The sequence below is a fragment of the Actinoplanes sp. CA-051413 genome (assembly GCF_050955795.1).
In the GTDB taxonomy this organism is placed as follows: domain Bacteria; phylum Actinomycetota; class Actinomycetes; order Mycobacteriales; family Micromonosporaceae; genus Actinoplanes.
This window is the reverse complement of the sequence record NZ_CP192100.1, coordinates 1,321,475-1,342,856: the sequence shown is the minus strand read 5'-3', so window position 1 is coordinate 1,342,856 and position 21,382 is coordinate 1,321,475. Positions and strand designations below refer to the sequence as shown.

Sequence of the window (21,382 nt, the reverse complement as noted above, 5' to 3'; positions counted from 1 at the left end):
GCGTCGATCTCGGCTCAGGTGCAGGGCTTCTCGGCGGGGGCAGGGTTTTCCAGGAGGGCGTCGCAGAGCTTGCTGAGCTGGCGGATCTGGGCCGGGGTCAGCCGGTCGAAGACCAGGTGCCGCACAGCGTCCACGTGACCGGGCGCCGCCCCCACGATCTTCGCGAAGCCCTCGTCGGTCAGCACCGCAATCTGCACGCGGCCGTCCTCCGGGTCACGCTCGCGGCGAACCAGACCCTGCGCCTCCAGCCGGGCGACCACGTGCGACAGGCGGGACAGTGAAGCGCTGGCCTTACGCGCCAGACGGCTCATCGCCAGGCGGCGGTCGTCCCGCTCGGACAGTGTGGCCAGCACCAGATATCCCATATGGGTCAGGCCCGCATCCCGCTGTAGCTGACCCTCGAGCGCGGCCGGGAGCTTGACCAGCACCTCGATGAACCGGCGCCACGCCTGCTGTTCCTCGTCGGTCAACCACCGTGGCTCGTCCATGGCAGCAGATTAGTTAACGGGGTTCCCAGCAAGCTCCCCCGGGGCCGGGATCAGCGTTCCGTCGCGCCCCAATCTTCGGGAAACAAGGCAAGAACATTCGGGCAGGTCGATCGACTTCATTGAAGCCTCAAGGGTAAAATGCGCGGAGACTTTACCCTTCCGGCACGGCGCCGGGACCGGCTGGCTGGGGGGCCTCGGCCGGCCCCGGCGCTGTGTCGCTCCGGCCGCCCGCCTCCTTGGCCACGCCGCCGCGCCAGACAGCGGCCCCACCCCTGCGGTCAGGCTGCGCTGTCCGGTGGGCTGGTTCTGGCGCCCGGCCGGCAGTGGTAGCAGCGGTAGAGGTTTTCGGCGCTCTTGTACCAGTCGTGGTCGCCGCAGTCGTGGCTTCCCTTCGGCAGCAACGTCATGCACCGAGCGGGCAGGGCCGAGCGCAGCGTGGTCCGCCAGCGGTATCTGCCCACGGGTTACTGCTCCTGACGTCGAACCGCAGGCACGGCGAGAGACGGCCTGCGCGTCACGCTGAGCGCGGCCGTCCCTACACCCGATGCACGAGCAACCCGCCCCGGAGGGCGGCGAGCTCAGGAAGCCGGCGGCTCGTCCTTACCGGCCTCTTCCAGCGCATCCGCCTCTTCCTTGGTCTTGTGGACCGCACCCTCAGCGTGCTCGGCCGGCCCGTAGACCGTGTACAGCACGAGCGGGTTCGGGCCCTCGTTGGTGAAGTTGTGCTTGTGCCCGGCCGGTACCACCACCAGGTCGCCCTGGCTGACCTTGCGGGTCTGGCCGCTGACCTTGGCCTCACCCACGCCGCTCACGAACGTGAGGATCTGGTCCACTTCGTGGACCTCCTCACCGATCTCGCCGCCCGGCGGGATCGTCATGATCACGAGCTGGGTGTGTTTGCCCGTCCACAGCACGCGGCGGAAGTCCGGGTTCTTCTCGGCAACGGTGGCGATCGTGTAGTGCTCCATGCCACTCACATACCCGGATCACTGCAAGTTTGAACGCCGCAGCCGGGTCGCCGGGCGCAGTTCCTCCACCGGCGCCGGCCGGCCGATCAGGTAGCCCTGCACGAAGTCGACGCCCATCTCGCGCAGCATCCGCAGCGTCGCCTCGTCCTGCACGTACTCGGCCACCGTGTGGATGCCGTACGCCTGGCAGACCTGCACCAGCGCCCGGACCAGCACCTGGTCCTCCGGGTTGCGGACCAGGTCGACCACGTACTCGCCGTCGATCTTGACCAGGTCGATCGGGAAGAGCCGCAGGTAGCGGAACGACGCGTAGCCCGAGCCGAAGTCGTCCAGGGCCAGCTGGCAGCCCAGGTCGCGGATCCGGTCGGCGAAGTGCCGCGCTTCGCTCAGGTTGCCGATCAGGGCCGTCTCGGTGATCTCGAACGTCAGCTGTTCCGGGTTCACCGCGTACCGCTCGATCAGGGCTTCGACCTCGGCGGTCAGCCGGGGGTCGCCCACCGACCGGCCGGAGAGGTTGATCTGCAGGCAGAGGTCGGTGCGTTCGGCCGCCAGCTGCATCGCCCGCTCGACCACCCACAGGTCGATGTCGTAGATCGTGTCGAGGCGTTCGGCGATCTGCAGCACCTGCTCGGGCGACTGCGGGTTGTCGGCCTCGTCGAGGACGCGCAGCAGCAGCTCGTGCCGCAGCACCCGGTTGGTCTGGAGCTCCAGGATCGGCTGGGCGAACAGCGTGAACCGGTCGGTGCCCAGCGCGTCGGCGACCCGGTCGCGGTAGGTGTCCTGCCGGTCGCGGGCCGGTATCGGGTCGGAGACCAGGATCAGCGGCCGTTCCGCGTCGCGGGCCTGCCGCCACGCCTGCTCGGCGTCGATCAGCAGATCGTGGCTGTCCGCCTCGCCCTCGGCGCGGAACCGCACCAGGCCGCCCCACACCCGGGCGCGCAGCCAGGCGTCCGGCAGCACGAACGGCTGCGAGCGCAGGGCCTCGACGAACAGGTCGGCTTGCCGGCGGGCCATCACCCAGGAGGCGCCGGGCAGCAGGACGGCGATCTCGTTCGGGCCGGCCCGGCCCAGCAGGTCGTCGGGACGGGCCAGACCTTCGAGTACGCGGGCAGCCCGCTGCAGCAGATCGGCGTGCCGGTCCGCGCTGACCCCCTCGGCCCTGTCCGGCTCGACCCGAACGACCAGGACCGCCCCGCCACCGCGGCGCTGTGCCCGGTCCACCTCGTCGGCGAAACGGGCGCGGGTCAGCAGGCCGGTGGCCGGGTCCTTCTCGACGACCGACGCCTGCACGGTCTCGCCGCGGCGGCTCAACCGGGCCACCTCACGGCGGGCGCGTTCGCGGGCGGAGACGTCACGCAGGGAGCCGTGGATGCCGACCACGGCGTTGTCCGGGCCGATGATCGGTTCGAGCCGGCAGTCCACGTCGAACCAGCCACCGTCGTCGCGCATCAGCCGTACCGTCGTGCGCGCCGGCTCGCGCGCCGTCCAGGCGCGGGTGATCGCGCCGAGGGCCTTGGCGTGGTCGTCGACGTGCACGTGCCGGGCCAGGATCTGCTGGGTCAGCTCGTTGCCGCCCGGCGGCCGGCCGAGCAGGCCGGCGAGCGCGTCGGACCAGACGATCTCCTCGCCGGCGGCCAGGTAGGTGAACCAGGCCTCGTCGTCGGGGGCCGTGCGGGGCTCGGGCAGCGGCAGCTGGTGGCCCTGGTTGGGGGTGAGCCGGGGGCGGCGGGAGAGGCGGTCGCGCAACGCGCGGGGACGCGGAAAGCGTTCTTCGGGTGCCGTCATGCGCCGTCGCTACCTCCCTCCCAGGTCAACCGTTGCCCCTGACCTATTACGACCCGTCACAGGTCGATGTAACAGTGGGCACCCACGACAATGTTTTCGCAGCTGGCCCAACAAAACAACGAACTGCACGTTCTCCACCGTTCAGGGCCGTAATTTGGCCGATCGGTCGACCCTGCCGCCGCGCTCAGCGAGAGCCCGGTCACCCTCGGATCCATGACAGACAGTTACTTGCTGTGCTTACTGTGGAACCATGTGCGACCCCTACCCGCTCTCCACGATCAACATGCACGCAAAGGCGCGACAGGCATGCGCCGCGTAACGAGATCCGGAGACGGTGGATATGGTGGCTGTTCGGACACGTGAGCGAGGACGACGACGCATGGGCATCATTCGGGACATGCAGCGGGCGCACGCGACCCAGACTGCCGCCGAGCAGCGGGCACAGACTGCCGCCGAGCAGCAGCGCCAGCTGATCAGGCGTAACGCCGACCTGGCCGCCGCGGCCGCCCAGCGGGCAGCCGCCGACGCGGAGCAGCAACGCGAACACCGCCGGCTGTACGCGGAGGCCCGCACAGCCGAGGCGGCAGCGACGAACGCGGACATCCGGGCCCGGCTGTCCGAGCTCGACTCGCTGCTGCTGTCCACCCTGGATGTCGACGACCACATCGACCTGGACCGGTTCAAGAAGCCGCTGCGGGTGCCGCCGTTCGACCCGGGCAAGCTCGGCCGGCCGCTGCCGGAGCCGGTGTGGGAGAGCTTCGCCCCGCCGGAGCCGCGCGGGGTGGGCAAGATCCTCGGTGGTGAGCGGATTCACCAGCAGCAGGTGGAAGCCGCGAAACGGGCGTACCAGGACGCGCGGGCGCGCTGGATCGACGCGGAGACCCGCCGGCTGCGCCAGCTCGCGGCCCGGGAGCTGCAGTACGAGGAGAACCGCAGCCGGTACGAGGCGAAGCTGATCTCGTACAACGCCGAGGTGGACCGCTTCGCGGCGGCCGTGGCCGGGGCCGATCCGGCGTCCGTGGTCGAGTACTTCGCGATGGTGCTGGGCAACTCGGTGTATCCGGACGACTTCCCGCAGCATTTCCGGCTGGCGTACCAGGCGAAGCAGCGCCGCCTGCTGGTCGAGTACCACCTGCCGCCGGTCGAGGTGATCCCGGTCGTCAAGGAGTACCGCTACGACCGGGTCCGGGACGACCTGGTGGCCGTGCCGCGCGACGAGGGCGAGATCCGCCGCCGGTACACGGAGATCATCTCGATGGTGGCGCTGCGGACCATCCACGAGATCATCGAGGCCGACCGCGGCGCCCTGGTGGGTGAGGTGCTGTTCAACGGCATCGTCGACACGATCGACCGGCGCACCGGCCAGTTCGTGCGGCCCTGCCTGGTGTCGGTGCGGGCCGACCGGGACACGTTCGCCGCGATCAAGCTGCGCCGGGTCGACCCGATCGCCTGCGTCAAGCACCTGCCGGCCGGCCTCTCCGCCCAGCCGGACCAGCTCGACGGCGTGACCCCGATGATCGACTTCGATCGGGAGGCCGGGGAGGACTTCACCGGCGAGTTCAACGTGCTGGCCGACATCGACGAGCGGCCCAACCTGGCCACCCTGCCGGCCGCCGAGTACGAGCAGCTGCTCTGCGACCTGTTCGGCAACATGGGACTGGAGATGGGCCAGGCCGCCGAGGGCCCGCGCTGGCTGGCCACCGATCCCCGGCCACTGTTCGGGGGCGCGGTCGTGATCTATGCCGTACGCGGCAAGCCGGTCAGCGCGGCCACGGCCGCCGGCCTCGCCGAGGAGGTCGCGGCGGCGGGCGCGACCAAGGGCATCCTGGTCGCCGTCGACGGGTACGAGGTCGAGGCGTACGAGGCGGTGGCGGGCCGCCCGGTCGAGTTGCTGGACGGCTCCGCCCTGCTCAACCTGCTGGCCGAGCACTCGGGGGTGAAGGCCCGGATCGAGTCTGCCTAACCGTCCAGCTGGTGGCCGGTGGTGGCGTCCACGTGGTCGGGGATCTCCTCGTGCCGGTCGCCGACGGTCGGCGTCCCGGTCGGTTCGAACATCATGATCTGGGCGCCGCCGGGCGAGCTCGGCTTGTGCTCGGTGCCCCGCGGCACGGTGAAGACGTCACCCTGGCGCAGCACGACCGTACGGTCCCGCAGGGCGATCTGCAGCTCGCCGTCCAGCACGAGGAAGAACTCGTCGGTGTTGTCGTGGGTGTGCCAGAGATGCTCGCCCTGGACCTTGGCCACGCGTACGTCGTAGTCGTTGACCCGGGTCACGATGCGCGGGCTCCACAGGGTGTCGAAGGAGGCCAGGGCCGCACTCAGGGAGATCGGTTCGTCGCTCATCAGCTCATCCTCGCCGCTGGCCGGCCGGGCCGGGGAGTGCTAGGAATCGCGGATGACGCAAGAATCCTTGCACCGGGTCGTGGTTGTCGTCGACGACAACTCCAACCCGTTCGAGCTGGGGTGCGCGACCGAGATCTTCGGCCTGCGCCGCCCCGAGCTGGGCCGCGACCTGTACGACTTCCGCCTCTGCTCCCCCACCCCGCGCACGCCGATGCGCGACGGCTTCTACACGCTGACCGGCGTGGCCGGGCTGGAGGCGGCCGAGCAGGCCGACACCTTGATCGTCCCGAACCGCCCCGACGTCGAGGTGCCCCGGCGCCCGGCGGTGCTGGCGGCGATCCGCCGCGCCCACGCCCGCGGCGCCCGCCTGATCGGCTTCTGCAGCGGGGCCTTCACGCTCGCCGAGGCGGGTGTGCTGGACGGGCGCCGGGCCACCGCCCACTGGCAGTGGGCGGACGACTTCCGCGCCCGGTTCCCGGCCGTGACCCTCGAGCCGGACGTCCTGTTCGTCGACGACGGCGACATCCTCACGGCCGCGGGCAGCGCGGCGGCGCTGGACCTGGGCCTGCACGTGGTCCGGCGCGACTTCGGCGCCGAGGTCGCCAACGCGGTCAGCCGCCGCCTGGTCTTCGCCGCCCACCGCGACGGCGGCCAGCGCCAGTTCGTGGAACGCCCGGTGCCGGCGATCCGCGACGAGTCCCTCGCGCCGCTGCTGGCCTGGGTGCAGGAACACCTGGACCAGCCGCTGACCGTGGCCGACCTGGCCGGGCACGCGGCGATCAGCCAGGCGACCCTGCACCGCCGGTTCCGCGCCGAACTGGGCACGACGCCGCTGGCCTGGCTGACCGGCGAACGCGTCGCCCTGGCCTGCCGCCTGATCGAACGCGGCGAGTCCCGCCCCGAGGTGGTGGCCCGGCGCACGGGCCTGGGCACCGCGACTAACCTGCGGGCTCTGCTGCGCCGGGAGACGGGTCTGACCCCGACGGAGTATCGCCGTCGCTTCGAAACGAACCCCGGTCGAGGCTGATTCTCAGGTCGCTCCGGACGCGGTAGTCGGCGGACCCGAGGCCGCATTCCTTGGGCGGTTGACGCTGATCAAGACGTCTCTGTCGAGGTGCTGCTTGATCAGGAACGTCAGGTGCTGACCATCAACCAGTTGCATGCGGCCATGTTCGTGGGCCTTTTGCCATCCGCCCGCAGTGAACCAAGACGTTGTCACCAGGATCCCGCGACCTGCACGTTTCTCCTCCATCGCACCGGCGAGTTCGCGGATGTGGCTCACGCCCACGACATTCTTGTAGTGCTTCGCCTGAACGATTGTCAGCCCACCGACGAACGGATCGGGATTGACAACCACCGCGTCGACACCGTCATCGTTGCTCGACGTCGTCGTCCAACCCTGCATACCCATCGCTTCGAAGATCTGTCGAACGAGGTGTTCGAACTCGCCGTGACCCATCTCCATCAGATCTGGCCGGTGGTCCAGCGTGGCGACAGCATCGAAGCCCTTGATGAAGTTGAACCTTGAAAGGTCGAACCTCAGCACCGGTTGGATGGGGGTCAGGGCGAAGGGATGCGGAGAGACGAGCGCATTGAGATGGCGAAGGCAGTCGGCCGGGCTCACCCGATCGAGGATCAGTTCCTCGAACTTGTCCCGCTCCACATTCAGACTGACGAGGCAGGGATACTCTCGCTGCCCGGTCGCGCGGTTGATGGTGTCGACGTGGCCGTTGAAGGCCACGGTACGGAGCAGCTCGTCCGCATCGAACAGATCCCTCACCGCTAGAAGTGCCACCTGTGCGATGACGTCCCGGTAGAGCTCCTTGAGTTCCTTGTCCGGTCGCCGAGTCTCAGGCATCGTGTCGGCGTTGGGGCCACTCTGGATGTACTTGACCGACTTGACTGCGGGTACGACATCCGTCCCGGGTAGCTGAAGTTGCACCACAACTTGCTCGGCGTCAGGGTTGTACGCCACCTCAGCCCGACGCGGAAAGTCCTCGGGCAACGGCATCCGGACCAGCACTTGGTCGAGATACCTCTCCACAGGCTCACGACGTCGTTCCATCAACCCAGCGATCTCCTGGTGGATCAATTGGTTTTGCTTGGCGCAGTCGGCAACTTCAACGGCGACGAGCCGATCATGTGCCGCCCGCGCAGCGGCGAGCCGCTCGAGGCGATCAGTTTCTGCCTGTTCCCACCGGGCCTGAGCCGTGTCGTATCGGCGGCGGGCGACTTTCATTGCTGTCTCGTATCGAGCCTTCCCACCGAACAGGCCACCCAATGCGCCAGGCGGAGGCGGCTCGAAGTCACGCCACTCCGGACGCGGTAGAGGATGACTGAGCGGCCCCGGATCGAACTGTCGGATTGAGGGCTCGCGACGGAATCCTTGAAGATTGATACGCGCCCGCCGGCGCAGCCCGACGATCAAGAGGTGGGTCAGCTCTTCGACGGCCTTCTCGAGCGCCACGGTCCGCATCGCGGCTTCGTCCCGCCGGCTTGCCACGTACTGATCCGCTTCAGCCCGCCGCTGGAGTGCCGCCGCCCTCTCCGCAGCACGCTGGTCGCGCTCCGCCTGCCGGATCTGCGCTTGCCGCCAGCGCGCCAGGTCACCGGAACTCGGTCGCTTGTTCGTCGCCATCAAGCCGCCAGTCTCGAGACGTCGCCGACAAATCGACGTGTGACTGTTCAGGCTAACGAGGATTGCACTGCCGGTCGATACACGCGGCAATCATCCAAGCACGAGGAGTCACGCGGTGTCGGCTGCGGACTCGATGGCCGGCGGTCGCCATGGGTCGATGCCGAGCTCCTCGATGCGCTGCCAGAGGGGGCGCAGGGCCGCTTCCGGTTCGCGGGCGAAGATGCTGCCGCGGATCCGGACGAAGACGCAGTTGCCGACCCTTTCCAGCACCGCCTGCCGGCGCATGTCGCTCTCCCACTGCTCCGGCCCGTGGTACGCGTCCCCGTCGCACTCGATGGCCAGGCGGCGCCCGTCCGGGGCGTTGAGCACGAAGTCGATGCGGTAGCCGCCGATCCGGAACTGCGGGGTCGGCCGGTAGCCGCGCTTGACCAGCCGGCGCAGCACCTCGCGTTCGAAGTCGCTCTCGCAGAGCAGTTCCAGGTCCGGTGCGGTGGTCTGCACCGGCAGGTTCAGCGCGTAGTTCAGCAGCAGCGCCCGCGCGTCGTCGGCCAGCAGCGACGACGGCCGGACCGAGTAGAAGATCCAGAGCTGGTCCCGGGCGCGGGAGGCGGCCACGTTGACCCGGCGGTGGTACTCGCGCTTGGTGAACGCCGAGGGCCGGCCGTCGTTGTCGGAGACCACCATGGACACCAGCACGACGTCGCGTTCGTCGCCCTGGAAGGTGTACGCGTCGCCGACCCGCAGCCGCCGGGCCTCCATCTCGTCCTCGCCGATCGCCTCGCGGATCCGCGCCAGCAGGTAGGTGGCCTGCCCGCTGGTGCTGAGCAGGCTGATGACTCCGATCGTCTTACCGGCATACGACGGATCGGCCACCAGAGCGGACACCTGCGCCACCAAGGCCTCAGCCTCGGCGACGTTGACGTCTCCGTAAGGCGGCAGCGGCTGCCGGGTCCCGTCCGGCACGAAGATCGGCCGCACCGGGGAATGCACCGCCCGGTCCGCGCGCAGCGGCTGGATCTTGCCGTCGTAGTAGTGCCGGGACGAGAACTCGATGATCTGCGGCACGCAGCGGAAGTGCTCGGTGAGCAGGATCCGCTCCGGCGAGCGCCGCACCGCGTGGTCGTAGAGCGAGGACTCCGGGTCGAAGTGCTCGGCCGACGGCACGTCGTCCAGGTGGCTGTGGATGAGCCCGGCGACCGAGCCGACGAAGCCGAGCTGCGGGCCGATCTGCTGGTCGTCGCCGACCACCACGGCCCGCTCGGCCAGCGACAGCACCGGCAGGGCGAACAGGTCGGCCTGCGACGCCTCGTCCACGATCACCACGTCGAAGTGCGCGCCCCCGGCGAACTGCTCGATCGCGCGATCCACCGACATGACCCAGACCGGCACGGCCTCGACGGCGGACTCCATGGCCCGCTGGGCGTGCGCCTGCCAGGCTGCCGCGCTGCGGCCCGTACCCTTGCCGATCTTGCGCAGGGCGGTGGTCCAGTCGGCCAGCGCGGCCCGCCGCCGGTCGTCGAGGGCGCGGGAGACCTCGAGCCACGCGGACGCGACGACGAGGTCACCGGTGAGCCGCCGGATCTTGTCGCGAGCCAGCTCGACCCGGCGGTTCAGCACGGCCGGGTCGACGCTGCCGACGACCTGGTCGAACCACGTCTGAGCTTGCCGCCATTGCCAGGCCCGCAGGCAGAGAGTGCCGGACACGGCCGGCACCAGCCCGGCGTCGACCTGGGCGGCCCACTCCGGGGCCACCTCCGCCAGCTGGTCGCGCAGGTCCACGTACCGCTGCACGTCGGGCCGCAGGGCCGTGAGCCGGCGCGCCTCGGCGACTAGCGCGTCCCATTCCTCCAGGTCAGGCGCGAACCATGCCGCGGCCAGCGGCGGCCACGGCACCAGGGCGTCCGCGACCGCGCGGTCGGCGGCGTCCAGATCGTCAAGCTCAAAAACGACCGGGCCGTCGTCCAGGAGAGCCGAGACTTCGGCCAGCCGGGCCGCGTCGAGGTCCAGCTCTTCCTGGGGTACGAGCACCCGCAGCCGTGCGGACAGCTCGGGCCACTGCCGGGCGTCCCAGCCCAGCGACTGGGCGGCCTCGGCCAGCAGCGTGCCGGCCCACACCTCCGGGTCGCCGGGGCGTTCCGGAATGGCCAGCCGCTGGATCCACTCGGCCCAGTGCTCGCCGAGGCGCCGCCGGGCCTGCCCCCGCCGCACCCACGCGGCAGCCAGGTCCACGTCCTCGACCGTGCGCAGGGCCTCCCCGTCGACCCGGACCTCGTCGGCGATGCGCCACAGGCCGGCCTGCAGGATCCGGTTGACACCCCGGCCCGCGGCGAACCGTTCGCGCAGCTCGCCGAGGCCGATCAGCAGCCTCTTCGGCTCCGCGGCCAGCGCTGCCGAGGCGGTGACCCGGTGCCCGCCGAGGGCGCGGGCCAGCTCGGCCAGGGTGCGCTGCAGCTCCTCGGTCGCGGTGACGTGGTCGGTCCACAGGGTCGCCCAGTGCGGGTCGGACAGCAGCCGGCCGAGCCGGTCCGTCCAGGTGCCCTCCCGGCGGTGCAGCCACGCGACCGCGTCACGCAGGCCGTCGAGCAGCTCAGCGACGGCACTCGCGCCCTGGGTGCGTACCGCATCGGTGTCGACCCCGGCCGCCTCCAGGCGGGCGACGCGGTCGGCGGCCGACTCCCGCTCGGCCCGCGCCTGCCTTGCGGTCGCTGCGTCGGGCAGCGCCGCGACCTCCGGCAGCGGGCGCAGCGCGGCCGCCCGGTCGGCCGGCGAGATCTGCGCGGCGAGCTGGAGCAGAGCGGCGAACTCGTCCGCGGACAGCGGCGGCCGGTCGGCCGGCGAGACCGGGTCGGGGATGCCGCCGTGCGCGGCGGCCCGCTCCCGCAGCCAGGCGCCGACCTCGGCGGGTGAGAGCCGCACGTCGTCGATCCGGTACGTCGCAGCCTCGTTCTCCGCGATCGCCCGCAGCCCACCCAGCGCCGCCGCCAGATCCTGCTCGGCGTCCTCGAGCCGCCGGGTGAGCCGTTGCACCCGGCCCGCCTCGGCGTGCTGGTCCAGGGTGGCGGCCCGGTCGGACAGCTCCCGGGCGGCCAGCTGGAGCTGCACGAGCTGGTCCGTGGTGCGGCCCAGCACGGCCAGGCAGAGCGCCTGCACCTCGGGCGGCAGCCCGTCGCGGAGCACCCGCAGCGGGTCCTCCTTCTGCGCGACGACCAGCACCCGCTTGCCGTTGGCCATCAGATGGCAGATCAGGTTGCGGATCGTGTGGGTCTTGCCGGTGCCGGGCGGGCCCTGCACGGCCACGTTGCGGTGCAGCGCGAGCCGGCGGGCGATCGACTCCTGGGCCTCGTTGGTCGGCAACGGCATGAGCAGCCGCTCCCCCACCCGGTGCCAGTCCTCGGGCCGGTCGTCGGGCATGCGCAGCTTGCTCGGCTCGTGCGCGACGATCGCGGCCAGCGCGCCGATGCTGGTGGTGTCGCCGGCGAGCAACCGGTCGCGCAGGCTCTCGAGGAAGCCGCGCAGCAGCCGCTGCCGCGGCCGGGCGAACAGCACACCGGTGTCGACAATGTGCGAGCCGGTGCCGGTCTCGCCGGGCGCGACCACCCGCCGGTCGTAGCCGAGCCGGCCCAGGGCCCGCTCGAACAGCTCACGGCGTTCCAGGTCGTCCCAGAGGTCCACCTCCAGGGTGCCGGCCGGCCCGGCCAGGCCCAGGAGCTGGCCGAGGTAGCGCTCGTCCAGACCGGCCAGCGCGTCGGTCTGCAAGCGGGACGGGCCCTGCGGCGAGACGGTGATCAGCGAGCGGTCGGGGTCGTACTCGATCAGCACCGGCGTCGCGACCAGCGGATACCGCACCCGGTGGCCGGCGATGACGGTGTCCAGGATGCCGTGGCCCCAGACCAGCTCGGTGCTGGCGGCGGCCATGTCGACCTGGTGCATGAGGTCGAACAGCTGCCGGTGCAGCACCCGGGCCCGTTCGGCCTCGGCGCTGGCGAGCGACCAGGGCCGCCACACCTCGTCCCGCCAGGTCTCGAACTCCTCGCCGTCGGCCTTGGGCTCGTCGGTCGGGCTGATCTCGTTGAGCCGGCGGCGCAGCTCGGCGGGCACCGCGACCGGGGCCGGCGGGTCCGGCAGGCCGACCCGCAGCCAGCCGGTGCCGTCCGCGGCCGGTCCGATCGAGCACGCCGGGTGCTCCGGCAGGGCATCCATCCGGTACGCGTCAGCGGGCAGCGTCCGCGCGGGGCGTTCCATGTGCGCGCGGACGGCGAGCAGGTAATCCGCGACGGAGACGGCCCGGTCCCGGATGACGGTGGGCGACTCAACATGCGGCGCGGACATTCTTCGCAGGTTATCCGATGTCCGCAGCTACCAGGGGCGGCGCGGAGGGCGCCGGCACCGCTATGGTTTCGACGCCTGGAGGGGGAACTCATGTCGCAGGGTGATTGGCAGGACTGGAGCGCCGCGCCGCAACCCCAGCCGTACCCGTATCCCTACCCGCAGCAGGTCGGCTTCGATCCGGCCGACCCGCTGGTCAGCAACGACTTCAACGGCTGGTGGCAGCGCAGCTTCCGGCTGCTCAAGGCGGCGTGGCGGCCGATGGCGGTGATCCAGCTGATCGTCTCCCTCCCGACGCTGGTGCTGCTGCTCCCGGCCATGCTGGCCTTCCAGGACGAGCAGCGGGTGGCCCAGGAGAGCCTCCAGGCGTCGGTCGACGCGGGCACCCAGCCGGACTTCTCCCTGTTCTTCGCCGGACTGACCGTCCTGCTGCCGGCCGCCGCCGTGGCCGGCCTCTTCTACATGCTCGGCCAGCTGGCCAACCAGCAGGTCGTGGTGTTCACCGCCACCGGCCGCACCGGCAACCTGGTGGGCCCGGCCCTGCTGGCCGCGGCGAAACGCCTCCCGGCGCTGCTCGGCTGGTATCTGCTGGCGATCCCGGTGCTGATCGTCGCGACGGTGCTGTGCTTCTTCCCGGTCTTCTACGTGGGCGCGGCCCTGACGGTGCTGCCGGTGGTGGTCCTGCTGGAACGCGGCAACGGCATCGGCCGCTGCTTCCAGCTGTTCCACGCGAGCATCGGCGTCTCGGTGGCCCGGATCGCGACGATCTTCGGCCTGAGCGTGGGCGGAGGCCTGCTCCTGACGCTCGTGACCACGCTGGTCGACGTGACGCTCGGCGGCAGCTACACCACCCCGAACAGCACGGCCACGGTGATCAACACGCTGCTGCAGACGGCGTACTACGTGGTGAGCTACGTGATCCTCGCCCCGCTGCTGGTGACCACGTACGCCGACATGCGCGCCCGCCGCGAACCGTTCACCACGGCGAACCTGCTGCCCGGCGCCGCCTGATCAGGCTTCTTCCGGGTCGCGCCCCTGAGCGGCGCGACCCCCGTCGACCGGGAGCACCGCCCCGTTGATGAAGGAGGCCGCCGGCGACAGCAGGAACGCCACCGCGTCGGCGACCTCGGTGGTCCGGCCGAGCCGCCCGACGGGATGCAGCAGCCGAATCTCGCGCGCGAAATGCTCGGCCCCGGCCTCGTCCAGCCCAGCCACGTAGGCATCGGACCGTTCGGTGGCGATCGAACCCAGCGCGACCGCGTTCACCCGGATGCCACGGGGTCCATAATCGACGGCGAGCGCCCGGGTCAGCCCCTCGATCGCCGCCTTGGCGGTGGCGTAGGCCAGCGCGCCCCGAACCGGGCGTTGCGCCTGGTGGGACGAGACGTTGACGATCGCTCCGGTGCCCTGCGGCAGGAAGTGCCGGACCGCCGCCGCGCTGCCGACCACCACCGGGTCGAGGTTGCGGCCGATCAGCGCGAGCAGTTCGGCCGGCGGCACCTCGTGCAGCCACGCGTCGCGGAACACGGCGGCGTTGTTGACCCAGCCGGTGAGCGGTCCGGCCGCCGCGGCGACGGCGGCGGCCTGCTCGGCAACCGCCGGGTCGGCGGCATCACCGATGACCGGCAGGATCCGCCCGGCGGCCGGATGGTCACCGATCCAGTCCAGCGCCGCCGAGTCGAATTCGAGCACGGCCACGGTGTCGTGCTCGCCGGCCAGTCGCTCGACCACGGCCCGGCCGACGCCACGTCCACCGCCGGTCACCACGTAGGAAGCCATGCCGTCAGCTTTCCAGCCGGGCGGCTGCGGCGCCGCGCACACCGGCGTCCTCCATCGGGTCGTCGCGCAGGTAGCTCAACCGCTCGCGGGTCTCGGCATCGAGCGCCACGTGCTCGGCGGACGCCCTCCTCGCAGTCCCACAGCCCTTCGACGAGCAGGCTCTGTGCGACCGCCGGGGCAGCGATCCGGTACGCCCGCAGATAGCTCGCACGTTCGTAACTGTGCGGCGTGGGCCAGACCCGGCGCAGGATCGCGGTGACCGGGCCACCGATCCGGGCGAGGCCGGTGACCAGCTCGTCGTACCCGCAGAGGTGGTCCGGCGTGCTGTCGAGGCGGGCGACCTCGGCCAGCAGCAGTGGCACGTCGGTCTCGTCGCCGTGGGCAGCGAGCGTGGAGATGGCCGCTCCCCGTAGCGGGCCATCGGCTGCGGCCCATCGCCGGGCGGCCGGCACCGCGGCACTGCCCAGTTGCGCGACGGCCCGGGCGATGGCACCTCCGAGCCCGGCGGTGTCCATTGTGTTCAGCACGTCGAGCAGCCCTGCCTCGCCTGGGCGCCGGGCCAGTTCACGCAGCACCGACCGGTGCAGCGACCGGGGTGCCGGATCGCGCAGCACGGCCAGCAACTCGCCCATCGACCACGTCCGGTGCCGCGACGGCGGCGCACTCCGCTGCGCCGGAGGCTCCCGGTCCTCCCAGAACAAGCTGGGCCAGCAGGACGCCACGTGTTCGAGCACCTCCGGTCCGCGCCGCCCGCGTCCGATGTAGTCGCGGACGCCGGCAATCACCTCCTCGAATCCGGCCGCGCCCAGACAGGCCAGCACACCGAGAGCGCCAGTGAACTCCGGCTCCTCGGCGTGCAGCCGCGCGAGGATCGGCTGAACCGGCATGCCGAGGTCCCGGACGAGCCGGGCCAGATAGACGTCCCGCGAGTCGACCTGCCAGTCCCAGGCGTACTGATGCCGCAGGCAGGCCTCGACGAGCACCGGATCCGGGACCGCGCGGGCGCCCCGGCCGAGTCCCCGCTGCAACTGCCCGGCGACGGTGTTCGGGGAGTCGTAGTCCATCACGGCGCCAGCCGAGCCGCCGCCGCGTCACGGACCTCGGGGGTCTCGATCGGATCGTCGCGCAGGTAGACCAGGCGTTCCCGGATCCAGGAGGAGAGCCGCACCCGCTGCACGGCCAGCAGGCGGACGTCCCCCTCGCAGTCCCACAGTCCTTCTCGCAGGCCGCTCTCGGCGCCGTCCGGATCCAGCGCAAGGTAAGCACGCAGATAGCTCGCGCGTTCGTAGCTGTGCGGGGTGAACCACAACCGGCGCAGCAGCTTGGGGACGCCGGCCGTGCCCGGTCCGCCGATGCGCGCCAGTCCGTCGACGAGGCGGTCGTAGCCGCAACGGTCGCCGGCGCGGGTATCGAGCCAAGCGATGCCGTCGAGCAGCAGCGGCACATCAGACTCATCGCCGTGGGCCGCGGCGAGGAGCAACCTGTTCCAGCGGTCCGGGTCGGCCGTCTCCCGCTCCTCATCGCCCGGCGGGACGGCCAGTTTCGGCGCGGCCGGGCCGTCCACCCCTTCGATCACGTAGCGGCGCACCTCGTCCACCACGCCGTCCACACCGGCCCGGCCCAGAACTTCGAGAACCTCCAGCGTGTTGGTGAACTCATTGTTTTCTTCGTCAGGATCCGCGGCGTGCAGCCGGTCGATGAGCGGCTCGACGCTCAGTCCGAGGTCACGGATCAACCGGGCCAGATAGACGGCGCGCTCGTCGATGCTCCACCACCAGCGGTAGTCACGGCGGACGCACGCGTACACGGTCTCGGCGTCGCTCACGTCGTGAGCGCCCCGGCCGAGGCCGCGCTGCACCTGCCCGGCGATGGTCCGGGCCGATTCGTAGAAAGTCATCGCCAGGCAGTGTGGGCCCCGGCGCGGCCCGCCGTCCGCTGATTTTCAGACGATGGCGCTGTACGCGTTCAGGGCCGGCTGGCCGCCGAGGTGGGCGTACAGGACCGTCGCGTCCTTGCTGATCTCGCCCCGGGTGACCAGGTCGATCAGGCCGGCCATCGACTTGCCCTCGTACACCGGGTCGGTGATCATGCCCTCGGTCCGGGCCGCCAGCCGCATCGCTTCCAGGGTCGTCTCGTCCGGGATGCCGTAGATGCCGGCGTGGTAGCGGTCGTCCAGCAGGATCTCGTCGTCGCGGAGTTCGCGGCCCAGACCGATCAGCTCGGCCGTGTTGCGGGCGATCCGGGCCACCTGGTCCCAGGTTTCCGCCGGTTTGGCCGAGCCGTCGATGCCCAGCACCCGCCGCGGCCGGTCGTCGCCCAGCGCTGCGAAGCCCGCGATCATTCCGGCCTGGGTGCTGCCGGTCACCGAGCAGACCACCACCGTGTCGAAGAAGACCCCGAGCTGGGCCTCCTGGTCGGCCACCTCGCGCGCCCAGTTGGCGAAGCCGAGACCGCCGAGCCGGTGGTCCGAGGCGCCGGCCGGGATCGCGTACGGTTTCCCGCCGCGCGCCTCCACCTCCGCGATGGCCTGGTCCCAGCTTTCCTTGAAGCCGATGCCGAAGCCGGCCTTGACCAGCCGTACGTCGGCCCCGGCGAGCCGGCTGAGCAGGATGTTGCCGACCTTGTCGTAGACGCTGTCCGGCCAGTCGACCCAGCTCTCCTGGATCAGCACGCACTTCAGTCCCGCGTACGCGGCCACGGCGGCGACCTGCCGGGTGTGGTTGGACTGCACGCCGCCGATCGAGACGAGCGTGTCGCAGCCCTGGGCCAGCGCGTCGGCGACCAGGTATTCGAGCTTGCGGGTCTTGTTGCCGCCGTACGCGATGCCGGAGTTGCAGTCCTCGCGCTTGGCCCACACGGCGGCGCCGCCGAGGTGCCGGGTGAGCCGGTCCAGGCGGTGCACGGGCGAGGGCCCGAACAGCAGCGGGTACCGGTCGAAGTCGTCCAGCGGCATGGCAGCTCCTCAGTCGGGTCCTGCCGACCATCCTGCCAGGTCAGGCCGGGTGAACCCGGCGAGAAGGCCGGTGTAGTTCTTCGGCGGCGGCGTCGCATATTCGGTACGCGGTGACGTCCGCAGACCCAGCGTCACCAGCGACTGCACGAACACCGTCGCGGCGGCCACGCCGTCCACCACCGGGACGCCCAGTTCGGCGGACACCCGCGCGCAGAGGTCGGCCATGCCCGCGCAGCCCAGCACGATGACGTCCGAGTCGTCGCGTTCCAGGGCGGCCCGACCCACGGCGATCACCCGTTCGACGGTGTCCGGGTCCGTTTCCAGTTCCAGGACCGGGATGGCACACCCGTACACGCCTCGGCAAGCCCGGCCCGCGCCGTAGCGCGCGGCCAGCTCCCAGGCCCGGCCGCGGGTCCGGTCCAGCGTCGTCACCACGCTGAAACCGCGGCCGAGCAGCATGGCCGCGTGCATCGCGGCCTCGGCGATGCCGACCACCGGCCCGGACGCCAGCTCCCGCGCCGCATCCAGGCCGGGATCACCGAAACAGGCGATCACGTACCCCTCGACGCCGGCCCGTTCCCCGGCGGCGACCTCGGTCAGGATGCCGGGGACGCTGAGCGCCTCGTCGTAGTGGCTCTCGATCGACGCCGGGCCCAGCGCGGGCGTGACCGCGTCGAGGCGGGTGCCCGGGCCGGCGACGGCCCGGGCACTCAGCTCGATCTTCTCGGTCATCGCCACGGTGGTGTTGGGGTTGATGACCCGGATGTGCATGGTCAGGCGACCTCTTCGAGCACCCGGCTGCGTTCCCGCACCCGCATCCGCCGGGCCAGCGAGAGGTAGACCAGGAAGCCGAGGGCCATCCCGATGAACCAGCTGTACTGGGCGGTGGTGTGCATGCCCGGCCCGCCGGTCCACAGCACCGGCACCATGGCCACGACCGCGCCGATCGCCGTCGCGATGACGGCCGGCGGGTTGTAGCCCTTGTGGTAGAAGTAGCGGCCCTCGGGCGCCATGGTGAACATGTCGTCGACCACGACGTGCTGCTTGCGGACGAGGTAGAAGTCGGCGATCAGCACCCCGAACAGCGGGCCGATGAAGGCGCCCAGCGTCTCCAGCGTGTAGTGGATGACATCGGGATTGTTGTAGAGGTTCCAGGGCGTGATCAGCACCGAGCCGACGGCGGCGATCATGCCGCCGGCGCGCCAGCTGATCCGTTGCGGGCTGACGTTGGAGAAGTCGAATGCCGGCGAGATGAAGTTCGCGACGATGTTGATGCCGATGGTGGCGATGGTGAAGGTCAGCGCGCCGAGCACGATGGCGAAGGTGCTGTCGATGCGGGCCACGGTGGCCACCGGGTCGGTGATGAGCTCGCCGAAGACCGGGATGGTCAGCGACGACGTGACCACGACCAGGATCGAGAAGGCCAGGAAGTTCACCGGCAGGCCGAGCAGGTTGCCCCGCTTGACCGCCCGGAACGACCGGCCGTACCGGGAGAAGTCGCCGAAGTTGAGCATCGGCCCGGAGAAGTACGACACCACCAGGGCGATCGCGCCCAGCATGACGGGGATGGCGCTGGCCCCGCTGTACTTGACCTCACCGAGGTTCAAGTTGATGGCTCCCCAGCCGGCTTTGTAGATGAGGTACCCGGTCAACGCGATCATGACGACGTAGACGGCCGGCCCGCAGAAGTCGATGAACTTGCGGATCGTCTCCATGCCGGTCCAGAAGACCGCCGCCTGCAGGACCCAGAGCACGGCGTAGGTGCACCAGCCGAGCAGCGGCAGCCCGAGGAAGCCGTACTGGTTGACGTCCGCGTACGGCATCAGATCGGGGAAGAGCTTGAGCACCACGACGTCCAGCGCCGCCGAGGCGAGGTAGGTCTGGATGCCGTACCAGGCGACGGCAATCGCGCCGCGGATGATGGCCGGCACGTTGGCGCCGAGGACCCCGAAGACAGTGCGGCAGATCACCGGGTACGGCACCCCGGTCTGCTGCGACGGCTTGGCGACCAGGTTGCAGAAGAAGTAGACGATCGAGATGCCGACCAGCAACGAGACGAGCACCTGCCAGCTGGACAGGCCCAGCGCGAAGAGGCTGCCGGCGGTGACGTACCCGCCGACGCTGTGCACATCGGACATCCAGAACGCGAAGATGTTGTACGAGCCCCAGCTCTGCTTGCGCAGCGGGGCGAGGTCCTCGTTGGTGAGCCGGGGGTCGTACCCGGGCTTGATCTCTCCCGAGCCGACCGGCATGCCGGCGGCTTCGACGAGATCGGAACTCTTGGCGACAGTGGTCTCGGCCATGCCCACTCCTGGGGTCGAGCGGCTTCGTTGCGCTCACGCTAGGAACGGGCTGTTTCGCGGTGATGAGCGGAGAGATATATCTATCCCGGGCTGCGCTCGCCCTCGGTGAACAGCCCGGTGTCCTGGGGCAGGTGGGCGATGCAGGCCTGCAGGCGCTGGTGGTGCGCCGTGCAGACCGCGATGAGCCGGTCGGTGTCCCGGGCGGTGAAGGCGGCCAGCATCGCCGCGTGGTCCTGGTGCAGCAGGGCCCGCTCGGCGGCGCCGAGGTGCGACATCGGCTGCAACGGCTCGGTCATGTTCCACGCCGTGCTGAGCATGTGCAGCAGCCGGCGCATCCGGCAGGCGCGGATCAGCGCGAGGTGGAAACGCCGGCTCTCGCGGTGGTGGGCGCGGCCGTCGCCAGCGATGACGGCGGCCTCCAGCGCGGCGTGCGCGGCCCGGGCCTGCTCGTCGTCCTCGGCGCCGGCCAGCGCCACGGCGACCCGCAGCGCGGCGGTCTCCAGCGCCTCCCGGACCAGGTAGATCTCGCCGAACTCGGCCATGGTCATCCGGGCCACCCGGTAGCCGGTGCGCGCCCGGTGGTCGACCAGCCCCTCACCGATCAGCGTCATCAGCGCCTCCCGGACCGGGATGCGGCTGACCCCGAAGGAGGCGGCCACGCCGTCCACCGGGATCGGCGACCCGGGCGGCACTTCGCCGTCGAGGATGCAGCGGCGCAACTCGTCGAGGATCTCGCGCTGGGAGCTGCCGTGCGGGCGGTTGGCCAGCCGGGACAGCAGCACCGAGCGGACGCGCGGGTTGGGCATCGCCCCTCCTCGGACCGAGGATGTGGCCCTGACCCTATTCCCGCCACGTTATCGCTGTGTTGCGGCTGCTCGGGCAGCTGACACAGACGTCCGCCGCCTGCGGCTTTCTGCCGGGCGGCGGACGGAGGGGGACGTGCTCTAGGGGAACTGCATGCGGCGCGGCCGCGGGATCACCGGGGGCGGCAGCGGCAGGTCGGCCAGGTGGCTCCAGTTGAGCGAGCCGTTGTCGGTCGACTTGATCTCACCCAGGCAGGCCCGCAGCAGGCCGAGGTTCGGCGCACCGGCGTAGCCGGCGATGACCACCTCGGGTGTCGGATCGAGCTGCGCGATCGCCGCGCAGATCTTCGACACCTCGCGTTCGTCGACCGCGTCGAGCGGCAGCGGCGCCTCGGCCTGCGAGCGGCGCCACGGCGGCCCGAACCGGCGCAGCAACTCGCGGGCCAGCCGGCCGAAGGAGCGGCCGACCTCGGCATCCGCCATGGACATCCGCGCCGACTGGCCGTAGCACCAGGGCACCACCACGTGGCCGTTGATGACCACGAGCTGGTAGACGGACCGGGGGACGCTGATGATCTCGGCTCCCGGCAGGGTGCCGAGAAAAAGGACCAACTCCTCGTACGGCAGGGGCCACCGAGGGTTGGTGAGCACTCGTTCCGTGGTCGTCGTCATAGCGGGATGAGCATGGACCTCGCGGTCGATCGCCGTGCTCAAAGCTTCGGGAACTCGGGTCCAGAGCTCTGCGGCAACCTTGTCGCCGAACTGCTCGACCACCCACTCACTGGGACCGACGAGAACGTCTGGGCGCATGCGGTACCACCACCGTCCGTGTCGCTGGCGCTACGTCTGGGTAGAACAGTTCCACTCACGGAGATCGACTGGAAGACCAATCATCGCCGATCTCAAAAACATCCATGAATGAAAACCGGCAGGACGGTCAAACCGTTGCGGCGACATTGGAGCAGCAGGTCCGCGACTCGCGAAACATGCAACTTG

Annotated in this window: 18 protein-coding genes; 3 read left to right on the top strand and 15 right to left on the bottom strand. The window is 70.7% G+C overall.

Features of this window, described 5'->3' with window-relative positions; all coding sequences use genetic code 11:
• Nucleotides 1-14: 14 nt before the first annotated feature.
• From ACQP2Y_RS06390 to ACQP2Y_RS06375, 4 genes are all read right to left on the bottom strand, one after another.
• Nucleotides 15-488, bottom strand: coding sequence for a MarR family winged helix-turn-helix transcriptional regulator (locus tag ACQP2Y_RS06390; protein ID WP_433725447.1), 474 nt, complete (start codon nt 486-488; stop codon nt 15-17).
• Nucleotides 489-766: 278 nt separating this feature from the next.
• Nucleotides 767-949 (bottom strand): hypothetical protein, encoded by a 183-nt coding sequence (locus ACQP2Y_RS06385; protein ID WP_433725445.1) that lies wholly within the window; start codon nt 947-949, stop codon nt 767-769.
• A 117-nt stretch (nt 950-1,066) separates the two neighbouring features.
• Entirely contained in the window at nt 1,067-1,456 is a 390-nt protein-coding gene (locus ACQP2Y_RS06380; protein WP_433725443.1) for a cupin domain-containing protein, read from the bottom strand.
• Between the two features lie 18 nt (nt 1,457-1,474).
• A complete protein-coding gene (locus ACQP2Y_RS06375) occupies nt 1,475-3,241 on the bottom strand; it encodes an EAL domain-containing protein (protein WP_433725441.1) in 1,767 nt (588 codons plus the stop codon).
• Between the two features lie 379 nt (nt 3,242-3,620).
• Between ACQP2Y_RS06375 and ACQP2Y_RS06370 the strand changes: the two genes are divergently transcribed.
• Nucleotides 3,621-5,204, top strand: coding sequence for a restriction endonuclease (locus tag ACQP2Y_RS06370; RefSeq protein WP_433725439.1), 1,584 nt, complete (start codon nt 3,621-3,623; stop codon nt 5,202-5,204).
• Here the strand turns inward: ACQP2Y_RS06370 and ACQP2Y_RS06365 are convergent.
• The gene (locus ACQP2Y_RS06365) at nt 5,201-5,584 is read right to left on the bottom strand and encodes a cupin domain-containing protein (protein WP_433725437.1); all 384 of its coding nucleotides are present in this window, start codon (nt 5,582-5,584) and stop codon (nt 5,201-5,203) included. The genes ACQP2Y_RS06370 and ACQP2Y_RS06365 overlap by 4 nt on opposite strands.
• Nucleotides 5,585-5,636: 52 nt before the next feature.
• Between ACQP2Y_RS06365 and ACQP2Y_RS06360 the strand changes: the two genes are divergently transcribed.
• Complete coding sequence (locus tag ACQP2Y_RS06360) at nt 5,637-6,611, top strand: GlxA family transcriptional regulator (RefSeq protein ID WP_433725435.1); 975 nt, start codon at nt 5,637-5,639, stop codon at nt 6,609-6,611.
• Nucleotides 6,612-6,614: 3 nt separating this feature from the next.
• Here the strand turns inward: ACQP2Y_RS06360 and ACQP2Y_RS06355 are convergent, their stop codons facing one another.
• The gene (locus ACQP2Y_RS06355; RefSeq protein ID WP_433731784.1) at nt 6,615-8,222 is read right to left on the bottom strand and encodes a restriction endonuclease; all 1,608 of its coding nucleotides are present in this window, start codon (nt 8,220-8,222) and stop codon (nt 6,615-6,617) included.
• A 108-nt stretch (nt 8,223-8,330) separates the two neighbouring features.
• Nucleotides 8,331-12,551 carry an AAA domain-containing protein gene (locus ACQP2Y_RS06350; protein ID WP_433725433.1) on the bottom strand — a complete coding sequence of 1,407 codons (4,221 nt, stop codon included), beginning with the start codon at nt 12,549-12,551 and terminating at the stop codon, nt 8,331-8,333.
• A gap of 90 nt (nt 12,552-12,641) precedes the next feature.
• On the opposite strand from ACQP2Y_RS06350, the gene ACQP2Y_RS06345 reads away from it, so the two are divergent.
• Complete coding sequence (locus ACQP2Y_RS06345; protein ID WP_433725431.1) at nt 12,642-13,559, top strand: hypothetical protein; 918 nt, start codon at nt 12,642-12,644, stop codon at nt 13,557-13,559.
• Here the strand turns inward: ACQP2Y_RS06345 and ACQP2Y_RS06340 are convergent, their stop codons facing one another.
• The 8 genes from ACQP2Y_RS06340 to ACQP2Y_RS06305 form a co-directional block, all read right to left on the bottom strand.
• Nucleotides 13,560-14,327 carry an SDR family NAD(P)-dependent oxidoreductase gene (locus ACQP2Y_RS06340; protein WP_433725429.1) on the bottom strand — a complete coding sequence of 256 codons (768 nt, stop codon included), beginning with the start codon at nt 14,325-14,327 and terminating at the stop codon, nt 13,560-13,562. It abuts the gene before it with no gap.
• Nucleotides 14,309-15,394, bottom strand: a complete 1,086-nt coding sequence (locus ACQP2Y_RS06335; protein ID WP_433725427.1) for a hypothetical protein — start codon at nt 15,392-15,394, stop codon at nt 14,309-14,311. The genes ACQP2Y_RS06340 and ACQP2Y_RS06335 overlap by 19 nt, the downstream gene beginning before the upstream one ends.
• On the bottom strand, nt 15,391-16,224 hold the full coding sequence (locus ACQP2Y_RS06330) for a hypothetical protein (RefSeq protein WP_433725425.1): 834 nt from the start codon (nt 16,222-16,224) through the stop codon (nt 15,391-15,393). The genes ACQP2Y_RS06335 and ACQP2Y_RS06330 overlap by 4 nt, the downstream gene beginning before the upstream one ends.
• A 45-nt stretch (nt 16,225-16,269) precedes the next feature.
• Nucleotides 16,270-17,280: a 1-aminocyclopropane-1-carboxylate deaminase gene (locus ACQP2Y_RS06325; protein ID WP_360555260.1), complete on the bottom strand. Its 1,011-nt coding sequence runs from the start codon at nt 17,278-17,280 to the stop codon at nt 16,270-16,272.
• 9 nt (nt 17,281-17,289) lie between these two features.
• Nucleotides 17,290-18,051, bottom strand: a complete 762-nt coding sequence (locus ACQP2Y_RS06320; RefSeq protein WP_433725423.1) for an aspartate/glutamate racemase family protein — start codon at nt 18,049-18,051, stop codon at nt 17,290-17,292.
• Nucleotides 18,052-18,053: 2 nt separating this feature from the next.
• Nucleotides 18,054-19,583: an NCS1 family nucleobase:cation symporter-1 gene (locus ACQP2Y_RS06315; protein ID WP_433725421.1), complete on the bottom strand. Its 1,530-nt coding sequence runs from the start codon at nt 19,581-19,583 to the stop codon at nt 18,054-18,056.
• Between the two features lie 80 nt (nt 19,584-19,663).
• Nucleotides 19,664-20,389, bottom strand: coding sequence for a GntR family transcriptional regulator (locus tag ACQP2Y_RS06310; RefSeq protein WP_433725419.1), 726 nt, complete (start codon nt 20,387-20,389; stop codon nt 19,664-19,666).
• 138 nt (nt 20,390-20,527) lie between these two features.
• On the bottom strand, nt 20,528-21,196 hold the full coding sequence (locus ACQP2Y_RS06305; protein WP_360819712.1) for a hypothetical protein: 669 nt from the start codon (nt 21,194-21,196) through the stop codon (nt 20,528-20,530).
• Between the last annotated feature and the right edge of the window lie 186 nt (nt 21,197-21,382).

What these genes read in the sequence shown, in the direction of transcription:
- ACQP2Y_RS06390 (WP_433725447.1), bottom strand. Translation starts at nt 488, where the DNA reads ATGGACGAGCCACGGTGGTTGACCGACGAGGAACAGCAGGCGTGGCGC.
- ACQP2Y_RS06340 (WP_433725429.1), bottom strand. Translation starts at nt 14,327, where the DNA reads ATGGCTTCCTACGTGGTGACCGGCGGTGGACGTGGCGTCGGCCGGGCC.
- ACQP2Y_RS06310 (WP_433725419.1), bottom strand. Translation starts at nt 20,389, where the DNA reads ATGCCCAACCCGCGCGTCCGCTCGGTGCTGCTGTCCCGGCTGGCCAAC.
- ACQP2Y_RS06365 (WP_433725437.1), bottom strand. Translation starts at nt 5,584, where the DNA reads ATGAGCGACGAACCGATCTCCCTGAGTGCGGCCCTGGCCTCCTTCGAC.
- ACQP2Y_RS06325 (WP_360555260.1), bottom strand. Translation starts at nt 17,280, where the DNA reads ATGCCGCTGGACGACTTCGACCGGTACCCGCTGCTGTTCGGGCCCTCG.
- ACQP2Y_RS06360 (WP_433725435.1), top strand. Translation starts at nt 5,637, where the DNA reads ATGACGCAAGAATCCTTGCACCGGGTCGTGGTTGTCGTCGACGACAAC.
- ACQP2Y_RS06380 (WP_433725443.1), bottom strand. Translation starts at nt 1,456, where the DNA reads ATGGAGCACTACACGATCGCCACCGTTGCCGAGAAGAACCCGGACTTC.
- ACQP2Y_RS06320 (WP_433725423.1), bottom strand. Translation starts at nt 18,051, where the DNA reads ATGCACATCCGGGTCATCAACCCCAACACCACCGTGGCGATGACCGAG.
- ACQP2Y_RS06375 (WP_433725441.1), bottom strand. Translation starts at nt 3,241, where the DNA reads ATGACGGCACCCGAAGAACGCTTTCCGCGTCCCCGCGCGTTGCGCGAC.
- ACQP2Y_RS06355 (WP_433731784.1), bottom strand. Translation starts at nt 8,222, where the DNA reads ATGGCGACGAACAAGCGACCGAGTTCCGGTGACCTGGCGCGCTGGCGG.
- ACQP2Y_RS06345 (WP_433725431.1), top strand. Translation starts at nt 12,642, where the DNA reads ATGTCGCAGGGTGATTGGCAGGACTGGAGCGCCGCGCCGCAACCCCAG.
- ACQP2Y_RS06305 (WP_360819712.1), bottom strand. Translation starts at nt 21,196, where the DNA reads ATGCGCCCAGACGTTCTCGTCGGTCCCAGTGAGTGGGTGGTCGAGCAG.
- ACQP2Y_RS06370 (WP_433725439.1), top strand. Translation starts at nt 3,621, where the DNA reads ATGGGCATCATTCGGGACATGCAGCGGGCGCACGCGACCCAGACTGCC.
- ACQP2Y_RS06315 (WP_433725421.1), bottom strand. Translation starts at nt 19,583, where the DNA reads ATGGCCGAGACCACTGTCGCCAAGAGTTCCGATCTCGTCGAAGCCGCC.
- ACQP2Y_RS06330 (WP_433725425.1), bottom strand. Translation starts at nt 16,224, where the DNA reads ATGACTTTCTACGAATCGGCCCGGACCATCGCCGGGCAGGTGCAGCGC.
- ACQP2Y_RS06350 (WP_433725433.1), bottom strand. Translation starts at nt 12,551, where the DNA reads ATGTCCGCGCCGCATGTTGAGTCGCCCACCGTCATCCGGGACCGGGCC.